A 14,815-nucleotide genomic window follows, 5' to 3' on the forward strand; every position below is an offset into this window, starting at 1 on the left:
GGGAAAAGGGGGAAGGGGGCGGGTCAGTCCGGCGCGCCGGCGTACCGGTGTGCCTTCACCGCTCGTACCGCCGGGTCCATGGCGCCCCGGGTGAGTTCGTCGAGCAGGTCGGCGTGGCAACGGTTGCGGGCCTGTACGACCACGGGGTCCGGCGCGGGCCGCAGCAGGCACTGCTTTCCGAGCAGGTCGGCGGCGAACTCCCGGATCCCGGCGCCGCCGAGCGCCTCGGCGAGGTCGAGGTGGAAGCGGGTCTCCAGTTCGAGCAGCCGTGCCGGGTCGTCGGCCAGGTCCATCTCCTCGACCAGCGTCCGCAGTCCGTCGAGCCGACCGTCCGGGAGTTCACCCGCGGTGTGCGCCACGAGCCCGCACTCGAGCAGCAGGTGGAAGGCGTCCAGTGAGTCCGCCTCGTCGGCGTCGTGCAGCACGGCGACGACCGCGTCCCATTCGGCCGCGACGAAGGTCCCGCCCGCCCGGCCCCGACGGCGGTCGAGCAGGCCGTCCTGGCACATGGCCTCCAGCGCGCGGCGCACAGTGATCTCACTGATCCCGAGCTCCTCGGCGAGGACACCCGCGTCCGGCAGCCGGTCCCCCGGTGACACGGACCTCAGACGCACCCGCAGGGCGATCCGGGACCGGACGAGCTCCGCTCCCGTGGGGCCCCGGCCGGCGAGGACACGCGTGTCCCAGGGCCCACCGACCGGCGCCGGGCGCGCGGGAACCGGCTGGCTGTAGGGACCGAACTTGCCCGCTGCATTCACCACGACGCCACCCTAACGGCCTGCGGAAAGGGGGCAGGGCCGACAGCGACAGCAACGACGACGGCGTCCGCACGGAGGGTCTCGCGGCCATGCCGCGGTGTGGTGCATGGGGGCTCCCCAGGGACTGGGACCGGAAGACGGGGGCGACGCGGGGTGCTGACATGGGGACGGCGCGGGAGGGGCGACACGGGGACAACGCGGTGACCGGGCCCCGCTCGGCGCCGGTTGCGGCCACGGAACGTGTCCGGCCGCGGTTCCGCGTTGCACGAAAAATAGAGCAAGATGAACAGTTAAACAAGACTGTTCTTTCTGATCGTACTGAACTAATTTCCAGACGTCCCTGGTCCGCACTCCCCAACGGATGTCGAGATGACCACACGTCCCCCTGCCCCCGCTCCCTCCACCACGGATCCGCAGGTCACCCCCGCGGCCGACTCCGGCCTCCAGGCCGGACTGAAGAGCCGCCACCTGTCGATGATCGCGATCGGCGGTGTCATCGGCGCCGGCCTGTTCGTCGGCTCCGGCTCCGGCATCGCCGCCGCCGGCCCGGGCATCCTCGTCTCCTACGGGCTCGTCGGCGTCCTCGTCGTCCTCGTGATGCGGATGCTCGGCGAGATGGCCGCGGCCAACCCCACCTCCGGTTCGTTCTCCGCCTACGCGGACCGCGCACTCGGCAGCTGGGCCGGCTTCACCATCGGCTGGCTGTACTGGTTCTTCTGGGTCGTGGTGCTCGCCGTCGAGGCGACCGCCGGGGCCAAGATCCTGGCCGGCTGGATCCCCGCGGTGCCCCAGTGGGGCTGGGCACTGATCGTCATGATCGTCCTCACCGCCACCAACCTGGTCTCGGTCAGCTCCTACGGCGAGTTCGAGTTCTGGTTCGCCGGCATCAAGGTCGTCGCCATCGCCGCGTTCATCGTGATCGGCGGCCTCGCGCTCTTCGGCCTGCTGCCCGGCTCCGACCACCCGGCGAGCGGCTTCTCCAACCTCACCGCACACGGCGGCTTCCTGCCGAACGGGCCAGGCGCGATCCTCACCGGCGTGCTGATGGTCGTCTTCTCCTTCATGGGCAGCGAGATCGTCACCCTGGCAGCGGGCGAGACCGCCGACCCGCGGGCCGCAGTCACCAAGGCGACCAACAGCGTGATCTGGCGGATCGCGGTGTTCTACCTGGGCTCGATCCTGATCGTGGTGTCACTGCTGCGCTGGGACGACCCGGCGATCCTCAAGGACGGCTCGTACGTCGCCGCCCTCAGCTCCATCGGCATCCCGCACGCCGCACAGATCATGAACACCATCGTGCTGACCTCGGTGCTGTCCTGCCTCAACTCCGGCCTGTACACCGCCTCCCGCATGGCCTTCTCGCTCGGCCGCCGCAACGACGCCCCGGCCGCCTTCGGCCAGACCACGAACCGCGGCGTACCGCGCGCGGCCATCCTCGCCTCGGTGGTCTTCGGCTTCGTCGCCGTCGCCTTCAACTACCTGTGGCCGGACACCGTCTTCCAGTTCCTGCTCAACGCCTCCGGCGCGATCGCCCTGTTCGTCTGGCTGGTCATCTGCTTCTCCCAGCTGCGGATGCGCAAGATCATCGAACGGGAGTCGCCGGAGAAGCTGGTCGTACGGATGTGGCTCTACCCGTACCTGACCTGGGCCACCATCGCCCTCATCACCTTCGTCCTGGGCTACATGCTGACCGACACGGCGGAGGGCGGCGGCCGCGACCAGGTGGTCCTGTCCACCGCGGCGGCCGTGGGCGTGGTGGTGTTCGCGCTGGTCCGGGAACGGGTGTCTGGAAAGAACAGGGCGAACGAGACGGAGGACAGGGTCCACTTGTCCTGACGGCTTCGGTTGTCGGGACGGCTTCGGGTGGGACGGTCTGGGCCGACGCCGGCTCGGGCCGTCCCACAGCAGTTCCGCAGGCATTCCGCGGAGAATCCGCAGGGACTGCGCGGTGAGCCCGCAGGGAAAACAGGGAATCCGCTGTCAACCACACAGCACGTTCGGGCAACTCTTGCGCAGACGGGCAAGCACGACGGAGATGAGAGGCGGCTGCGCCCGGCCGGGTCACCCTGGTCACCCCGGGCACCCCGGGCACCCCGGTTGCTGGATCCCCCGTGAAGGCCCATCAACCAAGCCCTGCTCCCTCCCTCCGCCCTTCCCTCCTCCCCCTCCCCCGGACTGCCTGCCATGCTGCGACGCCGAACACCCGTGGCCACCGGCCCTGAGCTTGACGACCGCCAACTCCACCGAACCCTCACCGAGTTGCGCCCTTCGCAGCAGATGCACGGCCTCGGAACCGGGGCGACCCGCCCGCTATGGATGCCCGCGGCCGAACTGCTGCGTGCCACGGGCCGCGACTGGGACCGACGGGTGCACCGCATCTCCGTACTGGCACACATCCTGCCGCCGGTCGTCACGGACCGATGGGTCAAGGACTCCCCACGGGACCCCGACGCCCTGGTCGTACGGGCTTGCACACGGGTCGCCCAGGTGAAGGAGAAGACCGACTGGTCGGACGTATGGGATGTGTACGGCGACTGCCGGCGAGCGGCAGAGGCCGTCCCGGAGGACCCCACCCCGTGGCTGGCCGTGCTGCGGCTGATGTACTCCTGCGGATCCCCGCCGCACGCAGCCGTCCCGGTGTGGACGGAGGCGATCACCCGCGACCCGTGGAACCGCACCGCCTACCACCAGATGCTGCGCCACCTCTCCCCACGCGGCCACGGAACGCTCATGCAGATGATCGACTTCGCAGAGCGCTGCACGAGCCAGGCCCCTCACGGATCACCAGTGGCCCTACTCCCCCTCGCAGCCAGGGTCGAACTCGTCGCCTACCGAACGGCCCACGACACCGCCGGCTCCTTCGCAGCCGACGGACACTGGTACGAACCCCAGGCGGCCGTCGAGGCCAACACCGCGCTGACCAGATGGTTCCACACGGACACCCCACCGCACGCCGAAGCACTGGCCGACCTCAACCTGCTCGCGTTCGCGCTGACCAGAATGAAACGCACCGCGGACGCCACCCCCGTCTTCCGCCGCATAGGCCGCCACATGACCACCCACCCCTGGGACCTCGTCCCCGACGCCACCAGAACCTTCCGGTACTGGCAGGACCGGGCACGAGCCTGACCTGACGTCCCGTCACAGGACCTGAGACCGGGCCGCTTCGGTACCCGCGTTGCTGGTCGGGAGCGCCCATAGGATGCTCACAATGTTGGCCGGAGGAAAGTCCTGAGCTCGGCGGCGTGGCCCGACATCGCCACCTTCCAAGGCACGGGATCCGCCTCGGCGATCTCCCGCCACAGCCGGTCCACGGCGACAGCAAACACTCCCAGCGCCTTCGGATCGGACTCACGCCACGACGGAACACGCTGCACCCACGAGACCGCACGCACGGCCGGTGCCCCAGCCTCCATGATCCGCAGCGTGAGCATGAACGGGTCGATCCAGGCCGCTCCCCGTGTGGGCCACGCCCAGTCGATCAGGCGCGCCCTGCCCCGGTGGATGAGGACATTGTCCGAGGCGAAGTCCGTGTGCAACAGCGTGTCCCCGGCGAACAGCTCCGCCTGTCCTCCCTCCGCATACCTCCCCCACCGATCCTCCGCCGTCTTCAAGCCGAGGCCGTCGGGCGCGGTGACCTCCTGCAGCTCAGCGAGCGCGGCCAGGACCAGAGTGAGGTCATCCATGGTGGTGTAGTCGGCGTGGCGGCCGTCGACCGCCTCGTAGCCGAGAAGCACCCAGCCGCCTGCGGCCACGTGCCACAACAACCTCGGGCAGGCCGCAGGCAAGTAAGGACTGATCGCGATCTCCCGCTCCTGAGAGACAACCTGAGGGTTGTCGGCGGGGATGCCCTTGACGAAGACGCGGCCGGTCTCGGTGTCGAGGAGAGCGGCGATGGCACTGTTGATGCCGCCGCCAACTGTGCGGACGGCCGTGATGCGGCCGACCTCGACGGTGACCGCCTGGCGGGCGGCGGCGGGCAGCTCGTGGAAGGCAACGCGAGACATGGACACGGGGCGCAGTTCCTCAGGGAGTACGGGCCAACGGGACGCTGCCCCGGCCAGCGTAGGCCGAGGCAGCGCTGGGCGGCGATCCGGTCTAGTACGGGTTGTCGTCACCGGCCGAGCAGTTGCACTCGGCTGCCTTGGCGATGTCGTCGTCCACGTCTCCGATGATCCGGAACTCACCCTTGCCGATGGCGGGAACCTGCACGGGGACGGGCAGGGTGCCGCTCGCGGCGGCCACCGGGCGGCGGCCGATGGTGACCATCACCGGCTCGAGCCTGGGCAGCGTTGCGGTGGATGGAGTCATGATCCGTAACCTCCGTGTTGGCAGTAGAGCGATCGGTTGTCCCCCGCCTCCTGGTAGAGCTTCGCCAGCGGCCGGCACGTCCCGCATGTGGCGGCCTTCGTGCAGCCGGAGCATCCACCGGTGCGGAGCTGTAGGGACTCGGCGATGGCGCCGAGTCGAGGAAGACCTTCGAGGCCTTCCGTCATGAGGTTCACGCTCGGGTCGCGGCCGACTTTGCAGATGGACGCGATTCCGTGGGGATTGACGTGGAAGAAGGTGTGGCCGGCGTTGCACCCGTTGAAGACGCTGCGCGGCCTCAGGTGATCGGCAGCCTGCGCCGCAAGCGGGTTCGCTTCGCCGTCGATCGTCGGCGACATGCTCGAATACACCTGGTGCGGGAAGCCCCATCGTTCCTCTGCGAGCCGCACCATGCTGTCCAGCTCGTGCGCGTTGGAGTCGGACACGATCACGTTGAGCCGTACGGGCAGGCCGGCCTCTCGCGCCGCGTCGAGACCGCGCGTGAACCGGGTCCATGCGCCGCGGTTACGGGTCACCGCCTCGTACGTCTCCTCGGTCGCGCCGTACAGGCTGACCGTGAGCCGGTACGGGCGGTAGCGGGAGAACAGGTCGCGTATGGCCGTCTTGTGGAGCTGGGATCCGTTCGTCGATACCTGCACCATCAAGCCCAGCTCGTTTGCGTACTCGTACGCCGCGGCGAACTGCGGGTCGATCAGCGCCTCGCCACCGGTGATCTGCAACCACAGCACCCCGGCATCACGCAGCATTTCCAGCAGCCGCTGCTTGTCCTCCCATGACAGCCCGGCGAACCTCTTCTCGCCGAGGTAGCAGAAACCGCAGTCGTAGTCGCACCCGAGATTGATCTCCCATGACGCCTTCACGAAGTCATACGGCGACGGCTCGCGGATGAGCGCTACGGCGGACAGGTCGCCTTCCGGCAGAGTCATCCCCCATGCTTGGGAGGCTGCGGCGTGCAACCAGGCCGGTGTCTCCCGACCTTCGCTGGCCGCGTTACGCAACTCCTCGTAACTCGACGGATGGATCTGGACGCCCTGGGCGTGGCCAGGGCGCAGGACGAGGTACTGCCCGAGGAACGGGCTGGCGAGCAGGCTGTGCATCGGGTTCCTTCATGGTCGGGCGGACGTGGGGTGAGCCGAAGGTGGCGGCCCCCGTTGCCCGCAGCGAGGAGCGGCTGGCTACCGGAGCCGGGGTGAGTCAGGAGCGACGCTGGTCTGTCAGACACCGCGGGGAGCTAGCCGTTCAAGACAGGCGCGCAGGGCTGCCGACGGCACAAGGTGGCCAGAGCCCGGCAGGTCAGGGCGAGGTCTTCAACGTGGACAGCGGCCGTGCGGTGGTCCGGGCCCGGCCCGTCGGCGAGAGCCTTGCGAGTGCGGACGAGGAGCCAGCGCACGGTCTCACGGTCGCTCGTGTCCTCCGGGTGCCCTTCGATTGCCGCCTCCAGCTCGGCAGCCAGCAGTCCCACGGCCCCGCGCAGGTAGCCGGTCAGTCGGTCTACCTCGGTCCGGTCTGGGACCTTGGCAGGTAGCGCGTTGGTCAGCTCCAGGGCCTCCGTCCACGTCTGACGGAGCATGCCGAAGTCGAGTGGCCGACCGTCAGTCACTGTCGGTCTCCTTCGCCGCGGCCAGGCGAAAACGCCCCACGTTGACCAACTGCGCAACCGCGTCGGCCTGACAGACAGCTGCGGGTCGCTCCGGCGGCACGCACCAGGAGGAGCGGACCAGGTGCCAACTTGAGTCGATGGCCGGGTGCGGCACGCCAAGGAAGCTGTTCGCCACGAGGCAGGTCGTGTCGGCCACCCGCCAGCTTGCACATGCGCTGGACGGGACCAGGAAGTAGTACCGGCCTGACCGCCGGTCGACGAACACCGGCCCGCCGTGCAGCACCGTGGCCAGGTACTCGTCGACCTGGAATCGATCCTCGCTGCAAGCAGCGGCGTACACGACGTCGGCCGAGACGCGAATGGCGGAGAAGGAAACACCGCAGCGCAGCAGGGCGACGTCCATGGCCTGCCACTCGGCGCGCGCCCGGGCCGGATCGTCGGCAGCCTGCAAGAGCCACTCGGTGACGCCCAGCTCGTCATCGACGCGCGTGTGCACCAACATCCCGTCTTCTGGGTCCTGGGTTGTGGTGCTTCCGGTTTCTCTACTCATCGCTCGGCCTCCGCGACCAGGTGCAGCGCCGAGTGAGGTGACATAGTGCTCTGGCCGTTGCCCCGGATGCCGGGCAGCAGGTGGCTCCAGCGCTCGTCGAATACCTCTGGCGGGGCGACCGTGTTGGCCGTGGAGTCGATGGTGTTCACCGTGTCTCCGTCTCTGATCGGCCGTTCCGGGACATAGGAATGCCCGGACCCGGTATGGCGTACGGAACTTCAAGGGCCGCCCGGCCGAAGGGGGAGCCTGGTCACGGTGTCGGACCGGGGCCGGGCGGCTTGATGATTAGTGAACACTCCGTCACGCACAGTGGGTACGGTGAGAGGCAGTTGAAGAGGTATACGCGGTTTACAGCCCCGGACGGGAGGCGGTCTTGGCGGCGTCGAGAGATCCCAACTCCCGCCTGCGCGACACCATTGACGCGGTCGGCTGCACGTACGAGGCACTAGCGAGGTACGTCCGGCGAATCGCCGCCGAGAACGGCGAGCTCCTCCAGACCAACAAGTCGGCCGTCTCCCACTGGGTGAACGGCACGCGCCAGCCCACCGGACGGACCGGGCAGTACCTCGTCGAAGCCTTGTCCCGCCGGTCGGGCCGGACCATAACCCATAGCGAGATCGGCCTCCGTGCACCAGACCCCGACGGGCCGGACGAGGGAGATCCAGTCCTGGCCGCCACCGACCTGGGCCGGGCCGATGTCGAACGTCGCCGCTTCCTCGCAGTGGCCGCCTTCACCACGGCCGGCGTCGCCATGCCGCTCGCCCACGACCACGAGGCCACCGCCCGCATGCTCCGAGCCCGCACCGGCACGTCCGTGGTCGGGACAGAGGACGTGGATGTCGTACGCCAGATCACCGCGGCCTTCAGCGCGGCCGACGAACGCCTCGGCGGCGGCCACGGCCTGACCACGGTCACCGCCTACCTGGCCGACACCGCCGCCCCGATGCTCCGGGGCCGCTACCCGAGCGAATCCTTACGACGGTCAGCCTTCGGTGCCGTGGCCGAACTCGCCTACTTGGCAGGCTGGAAGCACCACGACCTCGGCCAGGAAGGCGCCGCTCAGCGCTATTACCAGGTCGGCTACCAACTCGCGTGCGAAGCCGACCCACACGGCCACGCCGCCTGGATGATGAGAGCCCTCGCCCACCAGGCACTCAGCCTCAAACAACCCCACCACTGCGTCGCCCTCGTCGAAGGCGCCCTCAATCGAGGCCTCGGCCACATCGACAGTCAGACCGAAGCCCTCCTTCACATCACCCACGCTCGCGCCTATGCCGCCACCGGCGGGAAGCCGGCAGCGGCCCGCGCCCTGCTCGCCGCAGAAGACGCCCTACTACGCGACGGCGGCCCCCAGCCCAGCTACTCCCATGTCAGCGGCCCCGCAGCCGGCACCGTCGCCAGCCACACCGCCCGCACGCTCACCGACCTCGCCGACCACATCGGCACCGAACAACAACACCGCGACGCGCTGATCCGCTGGGACCCCGAAAAGTACAAGCGCGTCCACGCCCTCACCTACGCCGACCTCGGCGACAGCCTCGCCGCCCAGGCCCGCGCCGACGAGGCCGTAGCCGCCTGGTCCCAGGCCCTCACCCTTATGGAGGGCATGACCTCAGACCGCACCCGCAAGGCGATCACCTCACTCCGCTCCACCCTCTCCATCTACCAGCGCCGCAAAGTGCCAGGAGCCACCGAGCTCGCCCGCCGCGCACGCGAAGTGCTGGCCTAAGCTGCCCACCAACTGGCCGATGAAGGGACGCAACCGTGGCTCAGCCGAAGACCGACGATCAGCCCAAAGCCCTGCCGCCCGCCCTCGAATCCATGACCCTGCTGGTCGCCGCCGTCATCGTCCACGACACGACCACCAACCGAGTCGTCCTCCTCCAGCGCAGCCAGAACGCCAAGTTCGCCCAGGGCATGTGGGACCTCCCCGTCGGCAAAAGCGAGCCCGGCGAGCCCATCACCGAAACGGCCGTACGCGAGCTGTACGAGGAAACTGGCCTGACCGTAAAGCCGCAGTCCCTGAAGGTCGCCCACATCATCCACGGCGCTTGGGGCGTCGAAGCCCCCAACGGCTTCCTCACCGTCGTCTTCACCACCCACGAATGGTCCGGTGAACCGGATAACAGGGAACCGCGCAAGCACGCCAAGGTCTGCTGGGTCGACGCCGACTCCATCCCCCAGGAGTTCGTGGATACCACCGCCAGCGCCCTCAACCGCTACCTCACCGACGGACCCCAGGTTTCGCTCGACGGTTGGTGAGAGAGGCGACCGCCGCTTCATACTGCGCAGGTGAGCGTGTTCTGCTGCCCGGCTCCAAGGCGTACTACGACAGGAAGCACAAGGAAGGCAAGGAGCATCAGCAAGCGGTGCTCGCCCTCGCCCGCCGCCGGACCAATGTCCTGTGGGCAATGGGCCGAGACAAAGCACCGTTCCAAGGTGCCCCCGCCCTGCCAGTGGACCGCCGCCAGCCACCTCAACGGAAGCTCTCTGTGGCAGATCCATCCGATGCGAGTAGACACAGATTCACTGCGCCCACTTATTCTGTCATCTTCATGTGCGCGTCGTTGATATCTTCTAGAGTCGGTCCATGACGAACACGCCCTTCAGGGACACTGCGAAGGCGCTCGCTGAGCGCATGGACTACATCGCCATGCAGGTTGGCTGCGACAGGGCGCGCTCCCATAGTTGGTGGCGCAACGTCGTGGAACACGGCCCGTGGAAAGGGCAGCAGGGGCGCACAGCACCGCCGACACCCGACGAGTGGGCCGGGATCGCTAAGCTGTTCGGCACGACCGAAGACCAGGTGTGCGCGATGATCTCCGCCGACTGGTTCGGCGTTCAGCCTGGCACCGACGTCTCGGCCCGTGTCATGAAGCTCGCACCCTTGTTGGACGAACTGACCGAGAAGGAAGCCGAGGCGCTCGGCGTCATCGTCCAGAGCATGAGATCACCTCTGACTCCCCACCACCCTCGCCGCGTGGTCAAAGTGCCGAGGAAGCGTGATTAGTCGGGGTCCCGCACGGCTTTGCTCCCGGGCATAGACCGCTCAGTATCGGTGAATACACCTGCCCGAGCCCTCCCCCGCCCCCTCCACGTGATCGACACCCTCACCTAGGATGGCGAGCACCATCTCAGCGGCCCGACGGGCTTCCTGATCCGCCCGCGCGGCGGACTTCGGAGGACATGCCCCCACCCGCACGAGTCTTTTTCGTGCTGCCTGGGGGCATTTTCTTGCTGTTCCGTGAGTCCGCGGCATCCGTGGCCGCCCGCCTCCTCGAAGGGTCGCTGGCGCTGCATCTGACCGAGAACTTCCGTCACCAGCACGGCCGAAGCCCCGCACAGGCGGAGATACGGTCCTGGCAACGCAGTCTGCCGGCGCTCGTCAACGCGCTGATCGAGGCCGGGCTCGACGACGTGGAGGTCCTCGTCGAGTACAGCTTGCCCCTCACCAGCAAGCGCGCGGACGCCGTACTCGCCGGCGTGCACCCGACCACAGGCGAACCGTCGTACGTCGTCGTGGAACTCAAGCAGTGGAGCGCCGCCTACCCGGAGGAGGACGAGCCACTGCTGTGCCGCATCGACGCGTACGCGCAGCCCGTACTCAATCCGATCGAGCAGGTGCGGGGCTACTGCGAGTATCTGCTGTCGTTCAACGGGGCATTGGAGCGGATGCCCAACTCGCTGGCCGGCGTGGCATTCCTGCACAACGCGACCGAGTTCCAGATCGCGGGGCTGAGGAGCGTCGAGGAGAACCAGTACGGCCGGATGTACACCGGTGAACAGCGCGGCGCCTTCCTCAACTTCCTGCGCTCACGGCTCGCCGCAAAACCAGGCGCACAGGTGGCCGACGTGCTGCTCGATGCCAAGGTACGGCCGTCGAAGCAGCTGATGTCCGTCGCAGCAGACGAGATCCGCGACCGCGAGCAGTTCGTACTCATCGCCGAGCAGCGGGTCGCGTACGAGCAGGTGATGTCCGCCGTCCGCAAAGCCAAGCGCGGCAACCACAAGCAGGTGATCGTGGTGACCGGCGGCCCCGGATCCGGAAAGAGCGTGATTGCGCTATCGGTCCTGGGTGAGCTGTACCGCCGCGGAGTACCCGCACTCCACGCGACCGGATCGCAGTCGTTCACCAAGACAATGCGCAGGGTCGCCGGGCACAAGAAACGTGAAGTGCAGCAGCTGTTCAAGTACTTCAACAGCTTCATGGACGCCGAGCCCAACGACCTCGACGTGCTGATCTGCGATGAGGCCCACCGGCTGCGGAAGACCTCCGCCAACCGCTACACCAAGGCGGCGCTGCGTACCGGACGACCCCAGGTGGCCGAACTGATCGACGCGGCCCGGGTCCCCGTGTTCCTGCTCGACCAGCACCAGGTGGTGCGGCCCGGCGAGATGGGGACCAGGCAGGAGATCGAGCGTGCCGCCGCCGCGCAGGACCTGGACTGCACGGTCGTGGAACTGGACGGCCAGTTCCGGTGCGGCGGCAGCGACGCGTACGAGAAGTGGGTCGTCGACCTGCTCGGCCTGGACGGCGGCACACCCAGCCAGTGGGAGCCCGACGGCAAGCTGCAACTACTGACCGCCGAAACCCCGCAGGAGCTGGAGGAATTCCTCGTCGCGCGCCGGGAGGAGGGCTACGGCGCCCGCATGTCGGCCGGCTACTGCTGGAAATGGACCACGAAGATCACCCCCGACATGACGACACTCCCCGAAGACGTCGTGATCGGCCAATGGTCCCGCCCCTGGAACCTTTACGGCGACCGGTCCGTGCTCGGCGCACCGCCCGCACCTCTCTGGGCCACCGACCCGGCCGGCTTCGGCCAGGTCGGCTGCGTCTACACGGCGCAGGGCTTCGAGTACGACTGGTCCGGCGTGATCATCGGTCCCGACCTGGTCTGGCGAACGGACCGCTGGGTCGTGGACCGCTCGGCCTCGAAGGACCCGTCTTTCACCAAGGCCACACCAGATGATGACGTCGACCGGCTCATCCGTAACACGTACAAGGTGTTGCTGACGCGGGGAATGGTCGGGACGATCCTCTACTCGACGGACGCGGAGACCCGCGAGAAGCTGCGGTCGCTCGTCCATCCGGCATCTCGGGCCGAGGTACCGGCGCTTGTGTAGTGCCGCATGTGCGAATGCTCTCCCCTTGTGACCGGGCTGTGCACCGCCGGGTGGCGCGGCCGTCCGCCGCCCGTGACGGACTCCGGTGCCGATGCCGCCACAAGAGGCGGCGCACTTCCTGTACAGGCCGGCAGCCGCAGGAGCTTGAGGGCGTCTGCCACAGCTCGCGAGAACCGGCCTGAACGTGGGCATCCGTCGGGCCGCAGTGACGAGGCTTTAAATCTGTCGAAGGGGCCGCTAGCCCGCACCACCCGGCCGCCGGAGTACGAGCGCCGCTCGGCGCTGTGACCGTAGAGTGATCACCTGTCGGATGCGGCCCGACGGGCTTCCCAGTGGACATGCCCCCACCCGCACGAGTTTGTCGTGCCTAGGGGGATTTCCTCGTGCTCCTGCTGCAGCTTCCTGCGGTGGACCTTCTCAGACTTGATCAGCGGCGCCTGCTGCTGTCCCATCTGGCCGCGCGCTGGCTGTCTTTCAAGAAGACAGAAGTAAGCGACGGGGAGAAGGCAGCCTGGAAGGAAAGCCTCATACAACTCGCCACCGACCTGGTGAGCGCGGGCCGTGGCGATGTACGGATGCTCGTGGAATGCGAGCCCGAGGGTGCTGACGCACCGGTGGATGTCGTACTGGTGGGACGGCACCCGGAAACGGATCGGGAGTCGGTCCTGCTGGTGGAACTCAAGCGGTGGAGTTCGGTCTCGCACAGCATCAAGAGGCCCGAAAGGGTCGACGTTCCCGGCTATGCGAGCCCCAAGCCGCACCCCAGCGACCAACTCCAAGCCACATATGACTACTTCACTGGTGACGAGGGCCCGCTCAAGGGCATGCAGATCGAGTACGCAGGCCTCTCCTACTTGCACAACGCCCGCGATTCCGATGTGGCCCCCTTGTTCTCGGCCCGCACCTCCACGGGACCGCACGCGTTGACCATCACGGCCGACTCGCGCGCCAATCTCCTCGACGAGTTGCGAGAACGCTTCGCGGAGAACGGAAGTGCCTCTGCGGCGGAGATGGTTCTGCAGCGGCTGGCAATCCGGACTACACCACTGCTAGCCGCGATGATGTCGTCGCGAGGCGAAGACACGGTTTTCACCTTGCGAGGTGAGCAGCGTCGAGTCTTCCGAGACATCCATCTGGCCGTCAAGCGTCTTCCAGAGAACGAAGAACGTGCCGTCTTCATCGTCGAGGGAGGGGCCGGGAGCGGCAAGAGCGCGATCGGACTGGAGCTGCTGCAGCGCTTCTCGGCCGCAGGAGGAAACGTCAAGTACGCCAGCGGCTCCCGTGCGTTCGACGCTGCGATGAAGAAGCACGTCGGCTACGAAGATGGTGAGTTCCAGGACAGGTTCGCCTTCTTCAGTAGCTTCATCACCCCGCCTCAGCCGCCGTTGGATCTGCTTATCTGCGACGAAGCACACCGCCTGCGCGCGCGCTCGACGTCCCGCTACCTGCCGGAGGAACAGTGGGGGAAGCAACCTCAGGTGGATGATCTCCTCGACGCCGCCCGTGTGACCGTCTTCCTGCTGGACGGAAGCCAAGTCGTACGTCCCAATGAGGTGGGGACGGCGGACCTGATCCGGAAAGCCGCGGAGAATCGTCACATCACGCCCAGGACGTACGAGCTCCACAAGCAGTTCCGCTGCGGAGGCAGCGACCGCTATCGCGACTGGGTCCACGATCTCCTCGGCATCTCGGACCGCGAGCCGGACAGCTGGATACCCGACGGCCTCATGCACGTCGAGGTGGCGGACAGCCCGGAGGAACTGGAGCGGATCATCCTGGAGGAGAACGAGGCAGGAGCGAGTGCGCGTATGGTCGCGGGTTTCTGCTGGCCGTGGACGCCGCTGCGGAAGGACAAGACGCTGGAGTCGGATGTGCGCATCGGGGACTGGCATCGCCCGTGGAACGTCAAGGGAGACAGGCCCGGTGCGAACGACGCGCCGCCCGCCAAGCTCTGGGGGGTACGACGCGAGGGCGTCGGCCAGATCGGCTGCGTGTACAGCGCGCAGGGGCTGGAGTGGGACTGGTGCGGCGTGATCATCGGTGACGACATGGTCTGGCGCGAGGACCACTGGGAGTACCGGCGCGCGGCATTGACCCGCGACAAGGAACGCGGGGTATGGCGAGTGCGGAGGCCAGGTTCGGCGGACGAGAGCATCCGGTCCAGGAACAACAAGCGGTTCGACGAATGCGTACGCAACGCCTATCACGTGTTGATGACCCGGGCCAGCCGCGCGACGGTGCTGTATTCGACGGACGCCGAGACTCAGGCGTACCTGAAGAGGATGGTCGGCCCCGTCGAGGACGACGGCCTGCGTCCCACGTGGCACAGCCTTCCGCCTGAAGCACACGGGGTCCGGCTTCCGCCGGTGCCGAAGCGCGGGCGTAGGAGAAGGAAGCGCCTGAAGGCCGGCCCGCAGGATCTGCAGCTGAGCTTCGAATCTCTGAGCTGAA

The 14,815-nt window shown here is 67.8% G+C and carries 14 protein-coding genes and 1 pseudogene; 8 read left to right on the forward strand and 7 right to left on the reverse strand.

All coding sequences use genetic code 11. From position 1 onward, the window contains the following. Positions 1 to 23 precede the first annotated feature (23 nt). Complete coding sequence (locus tag OHA64_RS13730; protein WP_405612613.1) at positions 24 to 761, reverse strand: FadR/GntR family transcriptional regulator; 738 nt, start codon at positions 759 to 761, stop codon at positions 24 to 26. A 366-nt stretch (positions 762 to 1,127) separates the two neighbouring features. On the opposite strand from OHA64_RS13730, the gene OHA64_RS13735 reads away from it, so the two are divergent. Together OHA64_RS13735 and OHA64_RS13740 are read left to right on the forward strand one after the other, a co-directional pair. Next, on the forward strand, positions 1,128 to 2,594 hold the full coding sequence (locus tag OHA64_RS13735) for an amino acid permease (RefSeq protein ID WP_405612615.1): 1,467 nt from the start codon (positions 1,128 to 1,130) through the stop codon (positions 2,592 to 2,594). A 348-nt stretch (positions 2,595 to 2,942) separates the two neighbouring features. Continuing rightward, the gene (locus OHA64_RS13740; RefSeq protein WP_405612618.1) at positions 2,943 to 3,887 is read left to right on the forward strand and encodes a hypothetical protein; all 945 of its coding nucleotides are present in this window, start codon (positions 2,943 to 2,945) and stop codon (positions 3,885 to 3,887) included. Positions 3,888 to 3,964: 77 nt separating this feature from the next. Here OHA64_RS13740 and OHA64_RS13745 read toward each other — a convergent pair whose 3' ends face one another. The 6 genes from OHA64_RS13745 to OHA64_RS13770 form a co-directional block, all read right to left on the reverse strand. Then, positions 3,965 to 4,765 carry an aminoglycoside phosphotransferase gene (locus OHA64_RS13745; protein WP_405623967.1) on the reverse strand — a complete coding sequence of 267 codons (801 nt, stop codon included), beginning with the start codon at positions 4,763 to 4,765 and terminating at the stop codon, positions 3,965 to 3,967. A 91-nt stretch (positions 4,766 to 4,856) separates the two neighbouring features. Further along, positions 4,857 to 5,069, reverse strand: a complete 213-nt coding sequence (locus OHA64_RS13750) for a hypothetical protein (RefSeq protein ID WP_405612620.1) — start codon at positions 5,067 to 5,069, stop codon at positions 4,857 to 4,859. Further along, positions 5,066 to 6,184, reverse strand: a complete 1,119-nt coding sequence (locus tag OHA64_RS13755; RefSeq protein ID WP_405612622.1) for a radical SAM protein — start codon at positions 6,182 to 6,184, stop codon at positions 5,066 to 5,068. The genes OHA64_RS13750 and OHA64_RS13755 overlap by 4 nt, the downstream gene beginning before the upstream one ends. A gap of 134 nt (positions 6,185 to 6,318) precedes the next feature. Next, on the reverse strand, positions 6,319 to 6,687 hold the full coding sequence (locus OHA64_RS13760) for a DUF6415 family natural product biosynthesis protein (RefSeq protein ID WP_405612625.1): 369 nt from the start codon (positions 6,685 to 6,687) through the stop codon (positions 6,319 to 6,321). After that, entirely contained in the window at positions 6,680 to 7,183 is a 504-nt protein-coding gene (locus OHA64_RS13765; protein WP_405612627.1) for a hypothetical protein, read from the reverse strand. Before OHA64_RS13765 ends, OHA64_RS13760 begins: the two co-directional genes overlap by 8 nt. Before the next feature lie 50 nt (positions 7,184 to 7,233). Continuing rightward, positions 7,234 to 7,386, reverse strand: coding sequence for a hypothetical protein (locus OHA64_RS13770; protein WP_405612629.1), 153 nt, complete (start codon positions 7,384 to 7,386; stop codon positions 7,234 to 7,236). 224 nt (positions 7,387 to 7,610) lie between these two features. Between OHA64_RS13770 and OHA64_RS13775 the strand changes: the two genes are divergently transcribed. From OHA64_RS13775 to OHA64_RS13800, 6 genes and pseudogenes are all read left to right on the forward strand, one after another. Continuing rightward, positions 7,611 to 8,966: a tetratricopeptide repeat protein gene (locus tag OHA64_RS13775; RefSeq protein ID WP_405612631.1), complete on the forward strand. Its 1,356-nt coding sequence runs from the start codon at positions 7,611 to 7,613 to the stop codon at positions 8,964 to 8,966. A gap of 35 nt (positions 8,967 to 9,001) precedes the next feature. Next, positions 9,002 to 9,499: an NUDIX domain-containing protein gene (locus OHA64_RS13780; RefSeq protein WP_405612633.1), complete on the forward strand. Its 498-nt coding sequence runs from the start codon at positions 9,002 to 9,004 to the stop codon at positions 9,497 to 9,499. A 47-nt stretch (positions 9,500 to 9,546) separates the two neighbouring features. Beyond that, a pseudogene (locus OHA64_RS13785) lies at positions 9,547 to 9,681 on the forward strand (IS110 family transposase); the annotation flags it as partial. A gap of 146 nt (positions 9,682 to 9,827) precedes the next feature. Next, on the forward strand, positions 9,828 to 10,247 hold the full coding sequence (locus tag OHA64_RS13790; protein WP_405612636.1) for a hypothetical protein: 420 nt from the start codon (positions 9,828 to 9,830) through the stop codon (positions 10,245 to 10,247). 224 nt (positions 10,248 to 10,471) lie between these two features. Then, on the forward strand, positions 10,472 to 12,364 hold the full coding sequence (locus OHA64_RS13795; RefSeq protein WP_405612638.1) for a DNA/RNA helicase domain-containing protein: 1,893 nt from the start codon (positions 10,472 to 10,474) through the stop codon (positions 12,362 to 12,364). A 383-nt stretch (positions 12,365 to 12,747) separates the two neighbouring features. Beyond that, on the forward strand, positions 12,748 to 14,814 hold the full coding sequence (locus OHA64_RS13800; protein ID WP_405612640.1) for a DUF2075 domain-containing protein: 2,067 nt from the start codon (positions 12,748 to 12,750) through the stop codon (positions 14,812 to 14,814). Position 14,815 lies beyond the last annotated feature (1 nt).

The sequence above is a fragment of the Streptomyces sp. NBC_00076 genome, from assembly GCF_045041235.1.
Classification (GTDB): Bacteria; Actinomycetota; Actinomycetes; order Streptomycetales; family Streptomycetaceae; genus Streptomyces.

What these genes read in the sequence shown, in the direction of transcription:
- OHA64_RS13755 (WP_405612622.1), bottom strand. Translation starts at nt 6,184, where the DNA reads ATGCACAGCCTGCTCGCCAGCCCGTTCCTCGGGCAGTACCTCGTCCTG.
- OHA64_RS13790 (WP_405612636.1), top strand. Translation starts at nt 9,828, where the DNA reads ATGACGAACACGCCCTTCAGGGACACTGCGAAGGCGCTCGCTGAGCGC.
- OHA64_RS13735 (WP_405612615.1), top strand. Translation starts at nt 1,128, where the DNA reads ATGACCACACGTCCCCCTGCCCCCGCTCCCTCCACCACGGATCCGCAG.
- OHA64_RS13740 (WP_405612618.1), top strand. Translation starts at nt 2,943, where the DNA reads ATGCTGCGACGCCGAACACCCGTGGCCACCGGCCCTGAGCTTGACGAC.
- OHA64_RS13750 (WP_405612620.1), bottom strand. Translation starts at nt 5,069, where the DNA reads ATGACTCCATCCACCGCAACGCTGCCCAGGCTCGAGCCGGTGATGGTC.
- OHA64_RS13745 (WP_405623967.1), bottom strand. Translation starts at nt 4,765, where the DNA reads ATGTCTCGCGTTGCCTTCCACGAGCTGCCCGCCGCCGCCCGCCAGGCG.